The following is a 15,842-nucleotide window of genomic DNA, read 5'->3' as shown; positions in this document are numbered from 1 at the left end:
CGGCATATCGGGCGGACGCGATGTCCGCCCGCTTTTCGCCGCCCCAATCGCTGCTCCAACCAAGCTTATGGATTCGCCGGCGCCGCTGCTCCAGAGCGTTTCACCGTTTCACGGAAACGGCGAACCGCTCTATCTCTTTGTTTTGACGCAATTCCGGACGGAAACCGCTCACACTTTTCCTAAAATTGCTCTATAGGAACAGCGCCTTGAAAAAGCCGGCACGGATCCGATATCGGACCGGCGCCGGTCGGGCCGACATTCGAGAGCGCCCCCTTTGCAGGCCCTCGAATGGCGCTTCCGCCCCGACCGGGCGGCCCGTTGGAGACCTGTTTGAAGCGAGCGATATCGATAATCGTCACTCTGGCGCTGCTGGCATGGCTTGCCAGCGACCAGCGCTGGAAGATGGTCGGCGATGCCTTCGCCTCCATTACGCCAGGCGCCTTCGTGGCAGTCGCGGCGGCGCTGTTCGTCACCTATGTGCTCAGGGCGCTGCGTGTCTGCGACGAATTCCGCGGCGACGTGAACGGCCGCTTCGGCGCCGTGCTTCGCGTCATCCTGATCCACAATGCGATGATCAACATCGTGCCGTTCCGCGGCGGCGAGACGGCGTTTCCGATCCTTTTGCGCCAGGTGTTCGGCGTGCCGATCGTGCGCGCCAGCGCTTCGCTACTGTGGTTCAGGCTGCAGGACGCCTTCGTCGTCGGCGTGCTGGCTTGCCTCGTCTGGCCGGGCCTGCATCCGGCGCTGCGGGCCGCCGGCATCGCGGCGCTGATCGCCGCCGCATGGTACCTGCCGCGCTGGGCGCGCGCGCCGCACAACTGGACGGCGGGCGGCAGGATCGTCTCGAAGCTCGGCAAATTGCGCGACATCTTCACCGAAGCGACGGGACGCTCGCGCTACGGCTGGTGGTGGACGATGGCCAATTGGGCGCTGAAGCTCGGCGTGCAGAGCTGGCTGCTCGCCATGCTGCTTGACACCTCGTTCCAGACCGCCTTTCCCGGCGCGGTCGGCGCGGAGGCGGCCGCCATCCTGCCGGTGCAGGGTGTCGCCGGCTTCGGCACCTATGAAGCGGGCGCGGCCGCCGCACTGCTCTATTCCGGCATCGCCATGAAGGACGGCCTGCAGGCCGCGCTCGCGCTGCATCTCTTCATCCTGTGCTCGGCGGTCGCAACCGGTGCGATCGCCTGGCTGTTTCCCTCGAAATCGACGCTGCCGGAAACCCCGGCGGCGGGGCCGGCAAGGAAATGACCGCCATGAACGTGCTTCCCATTCCGGCTTCCGGATTGCCCGAGGGCGCCGTCATGCCCGAGCACAAGCTCTCCATCGTCGTCCCGATGTACAACGAAGCCGACAATGTCGAGCCGCTGCTGGTCCGCATCCATCAGGCGATGGAAAATTACAGCCAGCCCTGGGAAGTGGTGCTGGTCGACGACGGCAGCACCGACGCCACGCCCGCCGAGATCCGCCGGCTGGCGGCCCAATACGGGCCGCATGTGCATGGCGTGGAACTGGTGCGCAACTACAAGCAGACCGCCGCCATGCAGGCCGGCCTTGACGCCGCGCGCGGCGACGTCATCGCGACGCTCGACGGCGATCTGCAGAACGACCCGTTCGACATTCCGCGCATGGTCTACCGCCTGCTGACCGAGGATCTCGACCTCGTCGCCGGCTGGCGCAAGGACCGCAAGGAAGGTTTCTGGATGCGCCGCCTGCCCTCGCGCATCGCCAACAGGCTGATCGCCCGCGTCACCGGGGTGCAGCTCAAGGACTATGGCTGCAGCCTGAAAGTGTTCCGCGGCAGCGTCATCCGCAGCGTGCGGCTCTATGGTGAGATGCATCGCTTCATCCCGGCCTGGCTCGCGACGGTGACGACGCCGCGCCGCATCGCCGAGGAGGTGGTGACGCATCACGCCCGCATCCACGGCCAGTCGAAATACGGCATCTCGCGCACCTTCCGCGTGGTGCTGGACCTCGTCTTCATGTTCTTCTTCCTGCGCTACCGCACGCGGCCCGGCCATTTCTTCGGCGGCATCGGCATCGTGTTCGGCGTGCTCGGCTCGCTGATCCTTGCCTATCTCTTCGCGATCAAGGTTTTCTGGGGACAGGATATCGGCACAAGGCCGATGCTCATCACCGGCTTCTTCCTGGTGATCGCCGGGCTGCAGGCGGTGACGTCGGGCGTGCTCGCCGAGATGCTGTCGCGCGTCTATCTCGAGGCCAATGGCGCGCTCGCCTATGTGGCGCGGCCGCAGGCCGCGCATGGCGAGGGCGAAGGCTGGCATTGGCCGAGCAAGCCGGCGATCGAGAAGGCGAAGCCGCGTAAGAAATGATCTTGCCGCTCCGGCATCGATCGCTGCCCGCGTTGCTAACCACGCCGATTTCGCGCAACGATTTTTCGCGACGGGAACGACGCGAATGAGCGATGCCGGGGGCTGACGGATCCATCCTGATTACCGGGGCGCGGGCGCCGGTTGCGCTGCATCTGGCGCGCCTTTTCCATGGCGCAAGCCATAGGGTGATCCTGGCCGACACGCCGGCACGGCCGATCGCGGCGGCGAGCAAAGCCTGCGCGCGTTATCATCGATTGCCGCCGCCGCGCTTCGAGCCGCGGGCCTATGCCGATGCGGTTGAGGAGCTGATCCGTGCCGAGGGCATCGGCCTCGTCGTCCCGACCTGCGAGGAGGTCTTTCATCTTGCGCTTGCCTGGCGCGGCAGGAGCATGCCGGCGCTTCTGTTCGCACCCGATATCGAGCTGCTGGCGGAGGTCCACAACAAGCACAGCTTCATCCGGCTCGCCGAACGGCTCGGGCTGGAGGTGCCGGAAACGACGCTGCTCAGCTCGCGTGGCGATATGGAGGTCGTGCGCGGCCGCTCTCGCGAGCTGGCGTTCAAGCCGGTCTGGTCGCGCTTTGCCAGCCATGTGCTGCTGCGTCCGCCGTCCGAAGCGCTCGATGCGATCGCGCCCTCGGCCGCCATGCCCTGGGTGGCGCAGCGTTTTGTCGAGGGCGAGGAGATCAGCGCCTATGCGGTGGCGCGCCAGGGCAGGCTCAAGGCGCTCGCGCTCTACCGCTCGCTCTGTCGTGCCGGAAAGGGAGCAGGCATCTTCTTCGAGCGGGTCGCGAACGAGGCCGCGCGCGAGCTGGTCGAGCGGATCGTGGCCGGCACCACGTGGACCGGGCAGATTTCCTTCGACCTGATGCGCGAGCCGGGCGGCCGTGTGCTGCCGCTCGAATGCAATCCGCGCGCGGTGAGCGGCCTGCATTTCTTCCGCGATCCTGGGCGCTTCGTGGATACCGTGCTCGGCGACGGTCAGGAAGTCGCGCCCGACGTCATCGCCCCGCAAACGGTGCGGCTCGCGATGTGGATTTACGGATTGCCGACGGCGCTGCGTTCGGGAGGGTTGGGCGGATTCCGAAAGGCGATGCGCGAGGGCGAGGAGTTGCTCGACTGGCCGGGAGATTCGGCACCGGTTAAGGCGCAATGGCCGGCGCTGGCGGAGATTGCTGGGGTGGCATTGCGCGATCGCATCAGCCTGCAGGCGGCGTTGACGCGAGATATCGAATGGAATGGGCCTTGTTGACGCGCTTCAAGCTCCGAGCGAGCCAGGGCCGATCGGCCTGACTTCGAGCTGCAAGCCCAGCGCCTTAGTTACACCGAGCAGCGTGCTGAGGCGTGGATCGCCTTTTTCACTCAGCGCTTTGTAAAGCGCTTCGCGCGTAACGCCAGCATCCTTGGCTATAGCTGTCATCCCGCGCGCACGGGCGACAACACCAAGCGCGTGCGCGATATAGGTTGCGTCGCCGGTCTCGAAGGCGTCGGCAAGGAGTTCGGCCTGGGACTCCGCGTCTTCGAAATATTCAGCAGCATCGAACGGTGTGGTTTTGAGAGCCATATTAAACCTCGTCTGCCATCTGCTTGGCTTTTCTGATGTCTCTGTCTTGGGAGGATTTGTCACCTCCGCAAAGCAGGATGATGATGGTGCTGCCGCGCCGGACGAAATAGACGCGGTAACCCGGCCCGTAGTCGATCCGAGGCTCGCCTATGCCTTCGAAGAATTTGGCGTCCCCCAATAGACCGGCCCCAACACGGATAAGCCTCTGAGCGATCTTCCTGGCAGCCCGGATATCCTTGAGGTCTCGCAGCCACTTCCTGAATTCCTCGGTCTGCTGAACATCGATCGTATGTGAACTATAATTCACAGATACAGGCAAATCAAGGTATGTGAACTATAATTCACAGCTCGATATCATGCACCCTCGCCTCAGTCGCAGCCGCCGGCATCTTGCCATCCATGATCGCGGCGATGTCGCGGCGCAGGAAATCGAGCGGGCCGATCACCGGCAAGGCTTGCGGCGGTAGCCGGGCATTGTCGCTGGCCGATTTCAGCACCCGGCGATCTTGGTGCAGCGCGATGTTGAAAAGCGGCTTGAAGGCCAGCGCTTTCAGCTCGCCGAGCAGGCCTTGGCGCCGGCCGATCAGCCAGCCGATACCCTCGACGGTGTGCTTATCCGCTTGGCGCAGATGGAAGGTGGTGGCTAAGACCAGCCCGTCCCTGCCCCAATATTCGAGCTCGGCGATGCCGGGATGGCGGAAGCGGCCGATGGTTTTCGTGCGCTCGCCTTCCAGAAGCCGGCTGATCAGGCCCTGCTGGCGGTCCTCGCCGGTGTAGCTCGCCTCGACCCAGCCCTCGCCGCCCGTCACCTCGACCCGCACCAGATGGCGCTTGGAGGTGAGGCCCCGCAACAGGCCCTTATGGGTGAAATGCGTATGGGTGGCGTCGAGGATGTTTTCCGCCGCGTCGATGACCGTCGACTGAGTCGACGATCGCACGCGCCGCACGATGATGTCCTTGCCCTGCATGCAGTGAAGGTAAGGCTCGCCTCGCGGGGTGCCGGATGAGACGAAGACTACGCCGTCGCGCTCGATCGCGGCGTAGCGGCGGACCCGGTAATGCGGCATGGCGCCGACATGGCCCGGGATCGCCGTGCAGCGGCCCTCGCCATCATAACGCCAGCCATGATAGGGGCATTCGATCTCGCCGCCGACCACCTTGCCGGTCGACAGCTCGACAAACCGGTGCGGACAGCGGTCGAACAGCGCGGCAATGCCTTGCCCCGAGCGAAACAGCACCACGGGCTCGCCGTCGAACAGGATGCGCTTGGGCCGCCTGCCGATATCGGCGGACAGCGCCACCGCCTGCCAGTGAGCTTCCGCGCGACGCTCGCTCACAGTTCGAACCTCCTGAGCAGCGGAATGCCGACCAGCGCCAGCACGGCCTCCATGATACGGATCGCCAAGCGCCGGCGAAGCGCAAGATGCCCGGCATAGACGGCGTTGTATTCGATCGCGGCGACTGCGCCGCGACGGCGTTTGAAACCGGCGGCGCCCGCGCTCATGTTGAAGAACAGGCCGCGCGCCGTGGCGTGGTCCTGCGCCATCGCCATCATCATGCGGTAGAGCCCGTCGGCGACCGGCAGGCTTGTATCGTAGCCGACGATGGGCTGGGTCAACGTGCGGCCGTTCTCGAACAGGCCGGTGACAGCGACCAGCTCGCCGCCCGGCCTGCGCAGCCCCGCAAGGCTGATGATGCCGCGCCGGTGCATTTCGGCGATGTAGCGGGCGGTGTAGTGCGGATTGAGCGGCGTGTATTTGTCGAGGTAGAGCATGGTGTAGAGCTGCTCGGCGCGCGCATAATCGGCATCAGTGAAATCGCCATTGCCCACTTGCTCGAACGGCGTTGTGCGCAGGCAGGCGCGATCGCGTTTCATGTCGCGCGTCATTGCGGGCGCGGCGCTGCGATCGGCGAAGATGTATATCTGTCGCGCCGCCAGCATGCGAAACCCCTCGGCCTTCAAGGCGGCCATGGTCGCCGGATCGGCAATATCGTTCAACGAGCGGATGACGATGGCGCGATCGGGGAAACGCGCGGTCAAGGCCGAACGCAACGACGCGGCTGTCGGCCGGTCGAGCAGCGGCACCGGATTGGTCGAATAGAGCCAGTTGTTGACCTGCGCCTGGCGGTCGAGGCCGCTCGCCCTGACCAGCGGCGCGCAGGCCACGATGATGGCGTTGAGCGCGCGCTTGAGCAGCGGATGGGCGGCGAAGTTGCGCGTCTCATCCATCGCGTAGTCGATATAGGCGCTGGTCGGGCAGCAGATATAGCAATTGTGCGCCTTACTCCCGTCGTTCAACGTCAGCGGAAAAACCCGCCCGGCGATTTCGAGCGTCTCGACTTTCGTGTCCAGATTGGCGATGAGGTGGCGCACCGGCATCTCGTTGAAAAGCCTTACAAAAGCCTCGACCTTTGCCGGCTTGTTCTCGACCCGGTCAGCCTGCTGCACAAGCCTTTGCGCCATCGCCGCGCCGCTCATCGCGCGCTCCAGGCGGGCTTCGACGCGACGCAGCTTGCGGCCTGTCTCCAGCGGCAGCGGCGCGCGGACGAGCGTGACGGTGGCGACCGCCTTTCGCGCATCCAGCAACGCTTGCACCGCTTGATGCGCGGCCGCCGCCGCATCATCCGCGAACGTTGGCGGAAGGCTGAGCTCGACCTTGTCCGGCCCGGTCTGGACAAGACGAAAATCGTCGATGCGGCGATCGGCCTTGAGCACGGCGTTGCGCAGCACATCCGGCGTGACGAGCACCGGGCCGTCCGGCGACATGAGCCGGAACACATCATCCATGCGGCCGACGATCTCGTCGACGCAGCGCAGCGGCGAACCACATCGGCAAGGTGCTTCGGACAAGCGCAGCAGGTCGTTCATCCTGTAGCGCGCCATGATCTGTGTCCGGCGGCGAAAGGTTGTCACTAACGGCGTCACCAGCCCCTCACCCGCCGGCTCGAATTCGAAGAAGACGGAGTCTTCGGCAAGATGCAGTCCGCCCCGGCGGCAGGTGACCGCGAACAAGCCTTCGGTCGCCATGTAGATCTGATCGAGCGGCAGCCGGAAGAAATCCTCTATAACCGGACGATCGACCGGATCCAGCGTTTCAGCCGCCGAGAAGACACGCTTCGGACGCAGACGGAAACCCTCGCTCGCGAAATGCCGCAGGATTTTCGGCGGCGCGATAATCACCGTCGGATCGAAGGCTTCGAGCGCGGAGCGCCAGCTTTCCGGGCCCGAGGTCAGATCGAAGAAGGCGAGCTCTATCAGGCGCGATTTGCGGGCGCTGTCGTAAAGCCCGGTGTTCTGCGGCAGGATGACGGCGACGCGCATGCTGCGCCAGAGGAGATCGGGCGCCGCCTTGGCCAGGATCGCGCCCAGCCAGCGGTATTTTTCGGCCTCGGAAATCACGAACAGGCCGCGATTGCCCGATGTTCCGGTGCTGGCGCCGATAGTGAGCGGTCCGGCGCGGCCCTCGCCCGCCAGGGCCGCCCAGGCTTGCGCGGCGGTGAGACGGTGGATGTTGAAATCGTCGAAGCGCGCCATCAGCAGCGCCTTGTCGGTGACCGGCAAATCGATGAGGCGCGCCGGCGCCTTGCCGTAAAAGGGCGCGCGCGGCAGGTCGCCGTTCAGGAAGCGCCGCAAGGCCGCCGCCTGCCAGCGCTCGAAATCCGCGCGGCTCTTCCGCGAGACCCAGCGCGTCAAGGCGAAGGAGCCTGCCGCTTCCGCCAGCCCGTTCATGCGGCCTCCGGTGCGAGGTCGTAAGATGTCGGAGCGGGATCATGGCACAGCATCACTTCGCCGCCTGAGGCGAGGAAGCGACGCAGCATAGCGCTGGTCGGCTCGATCGCCGCGGCATCCTCGGCGATCAACGTGGCCGGGAAACCTGGCGTGCGGCTCTCGGTCAATGCGGCGAGCAGCCATTGCGCATCGACGGCGTAGAGCAGCGGCCGGGCAGTTCCGGTAAACAGCAGGCCGAACTGGCCGTCGGCATGTCCTGGAAGATCGACCGCGATGACGCTGCCGTCGCCGAAGAGATCGGCGCCGCCTGGCGCGCCTTCGCGCGCCTCGACTCGCCGCTTAGCGGACAACGCCTCCAGCCGCGCCTCGAAATCCGGCGGGAAGAGTTCGGTGAAGACGCCATGCCGCAGATTCCGCCCCGGGCCTCGCGCCTTGACCCGAGCCCAGGCCGCATCGCTGGCGATGAAGCGCGCGTTGCGGAACAGCGACAGGCCCGAAATGTGGTCAGCATGAAAGTGGGTGACGATGATTGTGCGGATGTCGTCCGGCGACAGATCGAAACGCCGCAGCACCGGCAGGACCTGCTCGGCGGCGTTGAGCTCGGGTTTCAGCAGCGCACCGTAGAGCCGAAGCGTGCGGCTACGCTGCTCACCGCTCAGCGCCTCAGATGTGTAGCCGGTGTCGATGAGCACAGGCCCGGCAGTTGGGTGAAAGATCAGCCCATAGCGGACACGCAGCCTGACACTTTGCCAGCGGCCGCCGCGCAGGATCAATCGCTCGGCGGCGCTCACCCAGGCGCTGTTGGCGAAGACGATCCTCATGCCTGCGCCCCACCGGAAAACGTGCGGTCAAGCCCTTGCTCGAACGAGATTTTCGGTGCCCAGCCAAGCATCCGCTTGGCCTTGGAAATATCGAGGCTTTGCGCATAAGCGAAGAGGCCGAGCCCATAGCGGGTGACCGGCGGCTCGGGGTGGCCAGGCAACCGGAGCGCCACTGCTTCCATCAGGCCCGCCGCCAGCATCGCCGGCATGAGCGGCGTCGGCCGCCAGCGCGCCTCGAGACCGGCGCGGGCGCAGGCCTCGTCGGCAATGCGGCGGACCGGCAGCACCTCGCCGCCGGAGATGTTGAAGATTTGGCACTCCGCCTCCCCGGGCGCGGTAAGCGCCGCCATCACCGCGTCGACGACGTCGTCGACATGAGTGAGGTCGATGGCCGCCCGGCCATTGCGAAACAGCGGCAGCGGCCGGCTTTTGGCTGCCTTGATCAGGCGCGGCAGCAGCGCGTGGTCGCCTTTGCCGTAGATGCCGCGCGGCCGCAGCGCCAACGGATGGATGGCGGGCTGGCCGAGCACGATCTTTTCGGCCTCGCGCTTGGTGCGGGCATAGTGATTGACGGGCTCCGGCAAGGCCACGTCCTCGCTGAGCCCAAGCTGGTCGCGGAAGGCAAAGCAGACGGACGAGGTGGAGATGTGGACGAAGCGGCTGACGCCTTGCCGCTGCGCGAAATGGACAAGGTTGCGCGTTGCCGTGACGTTGGCCGCCTCGAAATCAGCGAGGCGTCCGAAAGGCGAAGAGAGCGCCGCGCAATGGATGATCCGTTCGACCCTGCCAAGCCTCGGATCGAGCGCGGCGTCGAGCGGCTGCTCGAGATCGTGGCGGACGATGCGATGGCCGGCGGCCTCCAGCGCGGCGCAGCACGCTTCATCGCGGCCGAGCCCGAGCGCCAGCGTGCCGGAGGCAGCCAGCCGCTCTAGCACATGCGAGCCCAAGAAACCGCTGGCCCCGGTGACGAGCACGGCCATCCCTCAGACCTCCAGCGCCATGCCGCCGAAGGAGACGCCGGCCGACGTGCCGAGGATGAGCAGCTTCATGCCCGGCGCCACGCGGCCCTCGCGGCGCGCGACGTCCAGCGCGAAGGGAATGGAAGCCGCGATCTGGTTGCCGAAGCGGGCGGAGATGTCGACGAGCTTTTCCGGCGCAAAGCCGGTCTGGCGCGCCATATGGGCAAGCGCGAACGGGCTCGCCTGGTGCGGCACGACGAGATCGACATCGCCATGCCGCCAGCCGGCGCGCTCAAGCAGAGCGGCGACGAAGCCGTTGAAATGGCGCGCGGTGAGCCTGAACAATTCCTTGCCGTCCATGTGGAACAGGCTGTGCGCGGCGAACGCTTCTTGCTCCTTGCGGAAATCGAAGCGCGTGCCGCCCGAACCGATGCCGCAGGCTTCCCAGCCCGACGGATAGGTGCGCATCAGGCTGGCCGCCACCTTGCCCTCGCCTTGGCCGCCTTTGCGCAGCACGGCGGCCGCGGCGCCGTCGCCGAAGAGCGCGGCGATCTCGGGCGCGTCCTGCCACGGCAAGGCGCGCGAGGCGATCTCGGAGGAAAACACCAGCGCCGTCTCGCATTGCCCGGCCTCGATCATGCGGCCGGCGGTCTCGAAGGCGGTGAGGAAGCCCAGGCAAGTGCTGTTGACGTCGAAGGCGGCGGCCGAGCCGTCGGCCAGCCCAAGGCGCTGCATGACCAAGGGCGCGGTCGCCGGCAGCGGCTGATAAGGCACGCCGCAGCCGCCGATGATCAGGTCGACGGCGCCGGGATCGAGGCCGGCATCCTCAAGCGCCAGCGTCGCCGCCGCCCAAGCTAGATCGATTTGCGATTCGCCCTCGCAGACATAGCGCTCGACGACGCCGGTCGCGGTTTCGAGCGCGCCCTCGCCGAGGCCAAGCCGCTTCTCCAGCGTCCGCGTCGTGACGCGCTCAGCCGGTACCGCCCTGCCGGTTCCGACGATCCTGATCTGCATTCTCCCCCCGCCGCATGAGCTTGGCCCTGTCTAACGCAAAAAACGATCGATAGCGACGTTTCCAAGCTCATGCGGCACTGCCAGATCATCGCTTCCGAAGGAAGCCCGTCACCGCTTCCATGAACTCCGCTGGACGCTCGACATTGAGCAGGTGGACGCCGGGCAAAAGCAGGAGTTCCGCGCCGGGGATCGCCGCGGCGATCGCCTCGCTGTGGCTTGCCAGCGTCACCTTGTCGTCCTCGCCGCCGATGACCAGCGTCGGCGCGGCGATGAGGGAAATCGGGCGGCGCAGATCGGCGTCGCGGACCGCGGCGAAGCATCCCGCCAAGCCTTGCGGCGACATGGCGAGGATCGCGGCGTGGAATGGCTCGACTGTCTTGTTTTGACCGGCAAGCATAGAGGCAGGGAACCAGTTTCGCATGAACATGTCCGCCGTCGCCGACAGGTCGTCGGCCGCAAGCACGTTGCGTATCTGCTCGTCGAAATAGGATGCCGGCCCGAGATGTGGCGAGGTGTTGGAAAGGATCAGGCGCTCGATGCGCTCCGGTGCATGGATGCCCAGCCACTGGCCGACGAAACCGCCCAGCGACAGGCCGAGGAAATGCACGCGGGCAAGCCCGAGGAAATCGAGCAGTTCCAACACGTCGCGGCCGAGACGGTCGAGCGAATAGGCGCCGGCCGGCGCGTCGGAGCCGCCATGGCCGCGAAAATCATAGCACAGCACGCGGAAGGATTTGGCGAGTTCCGGAACCTGGCCGTCCCACATGTGGAACGTCGTGGCAATGGAGTTGGAGAGCATCAGCACCGGACGGTCTTCCGGACCGTCCAACCTGTAGCCGATGCGGGCGCCATCGCCCGCAGTGAAGTGCAGCGTGTCGGTCATTTTGGATCCTCATCCTTTCGGCGCTTTTGGAAGGCTTTCGATGAGGCAAAGTAGGCATCGTAACTATCGAAGAAAATTACTATGATGCGACAATCTTTGTAGGACTTTTCGACTATGGATGGCGTGAAACTTCACGATCTCAGATGTTTCGACGCGGTCGCTCGCCGAGGCAGCTTCCAGGCCGCAGCCCAGGCCTTGCACCGGACGCATCCCTCGGTGTTCGCAGCCGTCGCCCGGCTCGAAGAGCAACTTGGCCTGAGGCTGCTGGATCGCAGCGGCTACCGGGTGAGCTTGACCGAGGAGGGCCGCCTGTTCCATGCGCGGGCGCAACTGACGATCCGCGAATTCGAGCATCTTCGGACCTATGCGGGCCAGCTGGCGAGCGGCGAGGAAACCATGCTGCGCCTCGTCATGGGCGACGTCTGCCCTCGGCCCAGAATACTCGGCCTGCTCAGCTGCTTCTTCGCCGAGCGGCCGCGCACGCGCCTGCATCTCGACTATGAAGCGATCGGCGGGCCGGTCGAGCGATTGATGGACGGCGAAGCGGACCTCGTCTTCCACCGCGCCAACCCGTCCGATCCGCATCTCGAGAGAATCAACCTGTGCGAAGTCGCCTTCGTGCCGGTGGTGGCGCCGGGCTTCCTGCCGTTCGACCCGGGGAATGACGTCACGCCAGAAGCGATGCGGCCCTTCACCCAATGTGTGATCCGCGACACGGCGCGGCGTCCTTCACCAGAAAACTTCTTCGTCATCGACGGCGCACACTCCTGCTCGGTGCCCGACCATATGATGAAGAAGGAGTTGATCCTGCACGGGCTTGCCTGGGGCCACCTGCCCGACTGGTTGATCGAGGACGACTTGCGCGACGGACGGCTGCTCTCGATTGCCGGCCGGCATATTCCCGGCCGCACCGAAACCGTCGCCGCGGTGCGGCGACGCGACAAGCCGCACGGACCTGTGGCCGAGGCGCTGTGGCGGCATCTTCAGGATAGTGCCGGACTTGCGAGCTAAGCCTTGCGTTCCCAGCGTCGGTCCTGCGTCTGCTGCCAGTAGGTCACGGCGTGGCCGGCTTCCTTCATCGTCTTCCAGTGGCCGCGGGCGGCTTCGAGCTGTGCCGCGTCATGGCCGTCGAACAGGAAGACGGCGCGCTCGTAGCCGGACAAGTCGGGAGGCGTCGCGCCGTCGACCAGAAAACGGATCTGCGCGGCATTCTGGTTGCCCTCGCCCGTGGTGAGCAGGATCGGCTGCTCGGCCGGATAGGCTTCGCGGTCGGTGGCATGCGCCAGGAAGGAATCGTCGCGAAAAATCCACAGATGCTGGTCGAGCGCGTCGCGGCGATCTTCCGTGCCGGTCTGCACCACCGCGCGCCATCCGCGCTCGACGCTGCGTTCGAGCAGGCCCGGCAGCGCCTCCTCGAGCGTCGATTCGGTCAAATGGTAGAACAGGATGTCGGTCATCCCGGAAACCTAACCCTCATAGTGATCGCGGACCAGGCGGTCGAGCAAGCGCACGCCAAAGCCCGAGCCCCAGGACTGGTTTATCTCGCTCGACGGCGCGCCCATCGCGGTGCCGGCGATGTCGAGATGCGCCCAGGGCGTGTCCTTGACAAAGCGCTGCAGGAACTGCGCGGCGATGATGGCGCCGCCATAGCGGCCGCCGATGTTCTTCATGTCGGCGTTCTTGGAATCGATCAGCTTGTCGTATTCAGGCCCGAGCGGCATGCGCCACAGCCGCTCCTGCGATGCCTGCCCGGCGCCGAAAAGCCGGCCGGCAAGCTCGTCATTGTTGGAGAAAAGGCCGGCATAGTGCTGGCCTAGCGCCACCATGACGGCGCCGGTAAGCGTCGCCAGGTTGATCATGAATTTCGGCTTGAAACGGTCGTTGGCATACCAGAGCGCATCGGCCAGAACGAGGCGGCCTTCCGCATCGGTGTTGAGCACCTCGATCGTCTGGCCCGACATCGAGGTGACGATGTCGCCGGGACGCTGGGCATGGCCGTCGACGGCGTTCTCGACAAGGCCGATGACGCCGACCACATTGGCCTTCGCCTTGCGCGCAGCGAGCGCACGCATAAGGCCGGTGACGGCGGCGGCGCCACCCATGTCGCCCTTCATGTCCTCCATGCCCGAGGCCGGCTTCATCGAATTGCCGCCGGTGTCGAAGGTGACACCCTTGCCGATGAAGGCGAGCGGCGCGTCCTTGGCCTTGCCGCCGTTCCAGCGCATCACCGCCAGGCGCGCGCCGCGCGGCGAGCCTTGCGCGACGCCGAGCAACGAGCCCATGCCGAGCTTCTTCATCTCCTTTTCAGCCAGGACCTCGACCTCGACGCCGAGCTGCTCCAGCGCCTTGACGCGCTCGGCGAATTCGACGGGCCCAAGCGCATTGGCCGGCTCGTTGACCAGATCGCGCGCAAGCAGCACGCCGTCGACCACCGCTTCCTCGCCGGCAAAAGCCTTTTTCGCGGCAGCGGGATCGGCGCAGTGAACGGTTACCCTGGCGGGCTTGCCCGACTTCGTGTCGGATTGGCCGTCTTCCTTGTCTTTCCTGGTCTTGTATTTGTCGAAGGAATAGCTGCGCAGCAGGATGCCGGCGGCGAGGCTCGCCGCCTGGCGACCGTCGGGCTGCAGCTCCGGCAGATCGAGGATGACGGCCACCTCGGTCGCCTTGCGCAGCGAAGCGGCAACGGCGCCACCGAGCTTCAGCCAGGCATAGTCGTCGAGGCTCGAGACCTTGCCGGCGCCGACCGCCACCAGCCGGTCGACCGGCGTTCCTTCCGGCGCCAGCACCTCGGCCGAGCTTGCGAATTTGCCGGAGAAATCGGCGACCGGAAAGGCGCGAGCCAATGCACCAGCCGGATCGCAGGCCTTCGCCGCCTCGCCGAGTCCGCCGTCATCGGCCGCGAAGACGAAGACGCTGCCCTTTTTGGGCGCGGCGAATTTGGCGAAGGAAATGGACGGTCTGGACGTCATCAGGTCCTGCTTTCGGGGATGGCCGTAGGGTGACGGCAAAGGTAATTTTCAACGGGCGAGAGGTTTGGCAAGAGTGCGCGACATTTGGTCGTTTTCCGCCATTTGGCAAGACTTTGGCCGAAATCGCGGTCTATATCGGCGCCACCATAGACAAAGGATTCGCCTCGGCACGGCCTTAGCTTGCTGCCGCAACCTGCTGTTAACCATCGATGTTTTGCATTTTTTATTCATTGGCGCGGAGACTCCGCCACGCCGGGGCACGTGGCGTGGGGCGACAAACCGGAGCGAGCCGCCCATGACGCAGTTGTGCGGGCGCCGCCGGATCACTACCTTGTCGGCGGGCATGATGCCGTTCGGCAAAATCGAGAAAAGCCTTCATGAAGGTCGTTGAACGCTACATCATGCGCCGCGCGCTGACGATGTTCCTCGCGGCGCTGGTCTGGACGCTGGCGATCGTGTGGACCACGCAGGTGCTGGCCAAGATCGACCTCGTCACCGACAATGGCCAGTCGGCGCTGACTTTCTTCGAAGTCGCGGCACTCATCATCCCCTCGATCATCCCGATCGTGGTGCCGTTCGCCCTGGTGGTGGCGGTGGCGCAGACGCTGAGCGCCATGAACACCGATTCGGAGCTGGCCGTGCTCGGCGCCGCCGGCGCCTCACGCTGGACGATCGCGCGGCCGATCCTGCTGCTCGCGATAGCGGCTTGCGCGTTTTCCTTCATCGTCGACAACGCCATCGATCCCTATGCCAGGCAGAAGAACCGCCAGCTGGTGGCAGCATCGCGCGCCGACCTTCTGTCGCTGATCATCCAGGAAGGCACGTTCCGCAAGATCGACGAAGGCCTGTTCCTGCAGGTTGGCGAGCGGCTTCCCGGCAACCGGCTCGGCGGCATCTTCGTGGCCGATTCACGCGAGGAAGGCGCCAGCCTGACCTACTACGCCAAGACCGGCAGCATCGTCGAAAAGGGCGACGAGAAGGTGCTGATGATGAATGATGGCGTCATCAACCGCAAATCGGTGACCGGCGACCTCTCCGTCATCCGCTTCACCTCCTATGCCTTCGACATGTCGGCGTTCATGTCGGCGGCGAACGACATCACGCTTTTGCCCAAGGACCGCACGACGCAATATCTGCTCAGCCCGGATCCCAACGACAAGATGTTCCAGCGAGAACCGGGCAGCTACCGGGCGGAGCTCAACCAGCGTCTCGCCGAATGGTCCTATTCGCTGGTGTTCGCGCTGATCGCGCTTGCCGTTGCGGGCGACGCGCGCTCGCACCGGGAGGCGCGCATCAATCCGCTGATCACGGCAATCGCGATAGCGCTTTTCGTGCGGTGGCTGGGCTTCTTCGCCGCAGGCAAGGCCGACAGGGTCTGGTACTATGTCTACCTGCTCTACGCTATACCGCTCATCGCCTCCGCGGTTTCGATCTGGTTCATCGTATCGTCGCGCACCATGGAATTGCCGGTCAGTTGGGCAGACTGGCTGACGGGCCTCGCCAAGCGTGCCGGCGACAACTGGACAACATTCAAGCTCTGGCTCGTCCGGCGCACTTCCGGCCAGGGAGCCTGA

Annotated in this window: 15 protein-coding genes; 5 read left to right on the top strand and 10 right to left on the bottom strand. The window is 65.5% G+C overall.

Going from position 1 to position 15,842, the window contains the following annotated elements; all coding sequences use genetic code 11:
- Nucleotides 1–330: 330 nt before the first annotated feature.
- The 3 genes from LB535_RS18000 to LB535_RS17990 all read left to right on the top strand — a co-directional run bounded on the left by LB535_RS18000 (nt 331) and on the right by LB535_RS17990 (nt 3,580).
- Nucleotides 331–1,248 (top strand): lysylphosphatidylglycerol synthase domain-containing protein, encoded by a 918-nt coding sequence (locus tag LB535_RS18000; protein WP_224633155.1) that lies wholly within the window; start codon nt 331–333, stop codon nt 1,246–1,248.
- 5 nt (nt 1,249–1,253) lie between these two features.
- Nucleotides 1,254–2,330 carry a glycosyltransferase family 2 protein gene (locus LB535_RS17995; RefSeq protein ID WP_224633154.1) on the top strand — a complete coding sequence of 359 codons (1,077 nt, stop codon included), beginning with the start codon at nt 1,254–1,256 and terminating at the stop codon, nt 2,328–2,330.
- A 92-nt stretch (nt 2,331–2,422) separates the two neighbouring features.
- A complete protein-coding gene (locus LB535_RS17990) occupies nt 2,423–3,580 on the top strand; it encodes a hypothetical protein (RefSeq protein ID WP_224633153.1) in 1,158 nt (385 codons plus the stop codon).
- A gap of 6 nt (nt 3,581–3,586) precedes the next feature.
- On the opposite strand, the gene LB535_RS17985 is transcribed toward LB535_RS17990, so the two are convergent.
- The 8 genes from LB535_RS17985 to LB535_RS17950 form a co-directional block, all read right to left on the bottom strand.
- Nucleotides 3,587–3,892, bottom strand: coding sequence for an addiction module antidote protein (locus LB535_RS17985; RefSeq protein WP_224633152.1), 306 nt, complete (start codon nt 3,890–3,892; stop codon nt 3,587–3,589).
- A 1-nt stretch (nt 3,893) separates the two neighbouring features.
- Complete coding sequence (locus tag LB535_RS17980) at nt 3,894–4,199, bottom strand: type II toxin-antitoxin system RelE/ParE family toxin (RefSeq protein ID WP_318012318.1); 306 nt, start codon at nt 4,197–4,199, stop codon at nt 3,894–3,896.
- A gap of 34 nt (nt 4,200–4,233) precedes the next feature.
- The gene (locus LB535_RS17975) at nt 4,234–5,229 is read right to left on the bottom strand and encodes a Rieske 2Fe-2S domain-containing protein (RefSeq protein WP_224633151.1); all 996 of its coding nucleotides are present in this window, start codon (nt 5,227–5,229) and stop codon (nt 4,234–4,236) included.
- Nucleotides 5,226–7,622 carry a F390 synthetase-related protein gene (locus tag LB535_RS17970; RefSeq protein WP_224633150.1) on the bottom strand — a complete coding sequence of 799 codons (2,397 nt, stop codon included), beginning with the start codon at nt 7,620–7,622 and terminating at the stop codon, nt 5,226–5,228. The genes LB535_RS17975 and LB535_RS17970 overlap by 4 nt, the downstream gene beginning before the upstream one ends.
- Nucleotides 7,619–8,443, bottom strand: coding sequence for an MBL fold metallo-hydrolase (locus tag LB535_RS17965; protein ID WP_224633149.1), 825 nt, complete (start codon nt 8,441–8,443; stop codon nt 7,619–7,621). The genes LB535_RS17970 and LB535_RS17965 overlap by 4 nt, the downstream gene beginning before the upstream one ends.
- Nucleotides 8,440–9,423, bottom strand: a complete 984-nt coding sequence (locus LB535_RS17960; protein ID WP_224633148.1) for an NAD-dependent epimerase/dehydratase family protein — start codon at nt 9,421–9,423, stop codon at nt 8,440–8,442. Before LB535_RS17960 ends, LB535_RS17965 begins: the two co-directional genes overlap by 4 nt.
- Before the next feature lie 3 nt (nt 9,424–9,426).
- Nucleotides 9,427–10,416 (bottom strand): 3-oxoacyl-ACP synthase III family protein, encoded by a 990-nt coding sequence (locus tag LB535_RS17955; protein ID WP_224633147.1) that lies wholly within the window; start codon nt 10,414–10,416, stop codon nt 9,427–9,429.
- A gap of 85 nt (nt 10,417–10,501) precedes the next feature.
- Nucleotides 10,502–11,299: an alpha/beta fold hydrolase gene (locus LB535_RS17950; RefSeq protein WP_224633146.1), complete on the bottom strand. Its 798-nt coding sequence runs from the start codon at nt 11,297–11,299 to the stop codon at nt 10,502–10,504.
- 114 nt (nt 11,300–11,413) lie between these two features.
- On the opposite strand from LB535_RS17950, the gene LB535_RS17945 reads away from it, so the two are divergent.
- A complete protein-coding gene (locus tag LB535_RS17945; RefSeq protein WP_224633145.1) occupies nt 11,414–12,310 on the top strand; it encodes a LysR family transcriptional regulator in 897 nt (298 codons plus the stop codon).
- Here LB535_RS17945 and LB535_RS17940 read toward each other — a convergent pair.
- Nucleotides 12,307–12,756 (bottom strand): DNA polymerase III subunit chi, encoded by a 450-nt coding sequence (locus tag LB535_RS17940; protein ID WP_095767020.1) that lies wholly within the window; start codon nt 12,754–12,756, stop codon nt 12,307–12,309. The two genes, LB535_RS17945 and LB535_RS17940, sit on opposite strands and share 4 nt — an antisense overlap.
- Before the next feature lie 9 nt (nt 12,757–12,765).
- Nucleotides 12,766–14,268 carry a leucyl aminopeptidase gene (locus LB535_RS17935; RefSeq protein WP_224633144.1) on the bottom strand — a complete coding sequence of 501 codons (1,503 nt, stop codon included), beginning with the start codon at nt 14,266–14,268 and terminating at the stop codon, nt 12,766–12,768.
- A gap of 377 nt (nt 14,269–14,645) precedes the next feature.
- Between LB535_RS17935 and lptF the strand changes: the two genes are divergently transcribed.
- Entirely contained in the window at nt 14,646–15,842 is a 1,197-nt protein-coding gene (gene lptF / locus LB535_RS17930) for an LPS export ABC transporter permease LptF (RefSeq protein WP_095767018.1), read from the top strand.

The organism is Mesorhizobium sp. CA10 (assembly GCF_020165285.1).
GTDB lineage: Bacteria > Pseudomonadota > Alphaproteobacteria > Rhizobiales > Rhizobiaceae > Mesorhizobium.
Note: the sequence above shows the minus strand (reverse complement) of the source record. Positions and strands in the feature narration are given on the sequence as shown.

What these genes read in the sequence shown, in the direction of transcription:
- LB535_RS17940 (WP_095767020.1), bottom strand. Translation starts at nt 12,756, where the DNA reads ATGACCGACATCCTGTTCTACCATTTGACCGAATCGACGCTCGAGGAG.
- LB535_RS17985 (WP_224633152.1), bottom strand. Translation starts at nt 3,892, where the DNA reads ATGGCTCTCAAAACCACACCGTTCGATGCTGCTGAATATTTCGAAGAC.
- LB535_RS17960 (WP_224633148.1), bottom strand. Translation starts at nt 9,423, where the DNA reads ATGGCCGTGCTCGTCACCGGGGCCAGCGGTTTCTTGGGCTCGCATGTG.
- LB535_RS17950 (WP_224633146.1), bottom strand. Translation starts at nt 11,299, where the DNA reads ATGACCGACACGCTGCACTTCACTGCGGGCGATGGCGCCCGCATCGGC.
- LB535_RS17955 (WP_224633147.1), bottom strand. Translation starts at nt 10,416, where the DNA reads ATGCAGATCAGGATCGTCGGAACCGGCAGGGCGGTACCGGCTGAGCGC.
- lptF (WP_095767018.1), top strand. Translation starts at nt 14,646, where the DNA reads ATGAAGGTCGTTGAACGCTACATCATGCGCCGCGCGCTGACGATGTTC.
- LB535_RS17935 (WP_224633144.1), bottom strand. Translation starts at nt 14,268, where the DNA reads ATGACGTCCAGACCGTCCATTTCCTTCGCCAAATTCGCCGCGCCCAAA.
- LB535_RS17970 (WP_224633150.1), bottom strand. Translation starts at nt 7,622, where the DNA reads ATGAACGGGCTGGCGGAAGCGGCAGGCTCCTTCGCCTTGACGCGCTGG.
- LB535_RS17990 (WP_224633153.1), top strand. Translation starts at nt 2,423, where the DNA reads ATGCCGGGGGCTGACGGATCCATCCTGATTACCGGGGCGCGGGCGCCG.
- LB535_RS17995 (WP_224633154.1), top strand. Translation starts at nt 1,254, where the DNA reads ATGAACGTGCTTCCCATTCCGGCTTCCGGATTGCCCGAGGGCGCCGTC.
- LB535_RS17965 (WP_224633149.1), bottom strand. Translation starts at nt 8,443, where the DNA reads ATGAGGATCGTCTTCGCCAACAGCGCCTGGGTGAGCGCCGCCGAGCGA.
- LB535_RS17945 (WP_224633145.1), top strand. Translation starts at nt 11,414, where the DNA reads ATGGATGGCGTGAAACTTCACGATCTCAGATGTTTCGACGCGGTCGCT.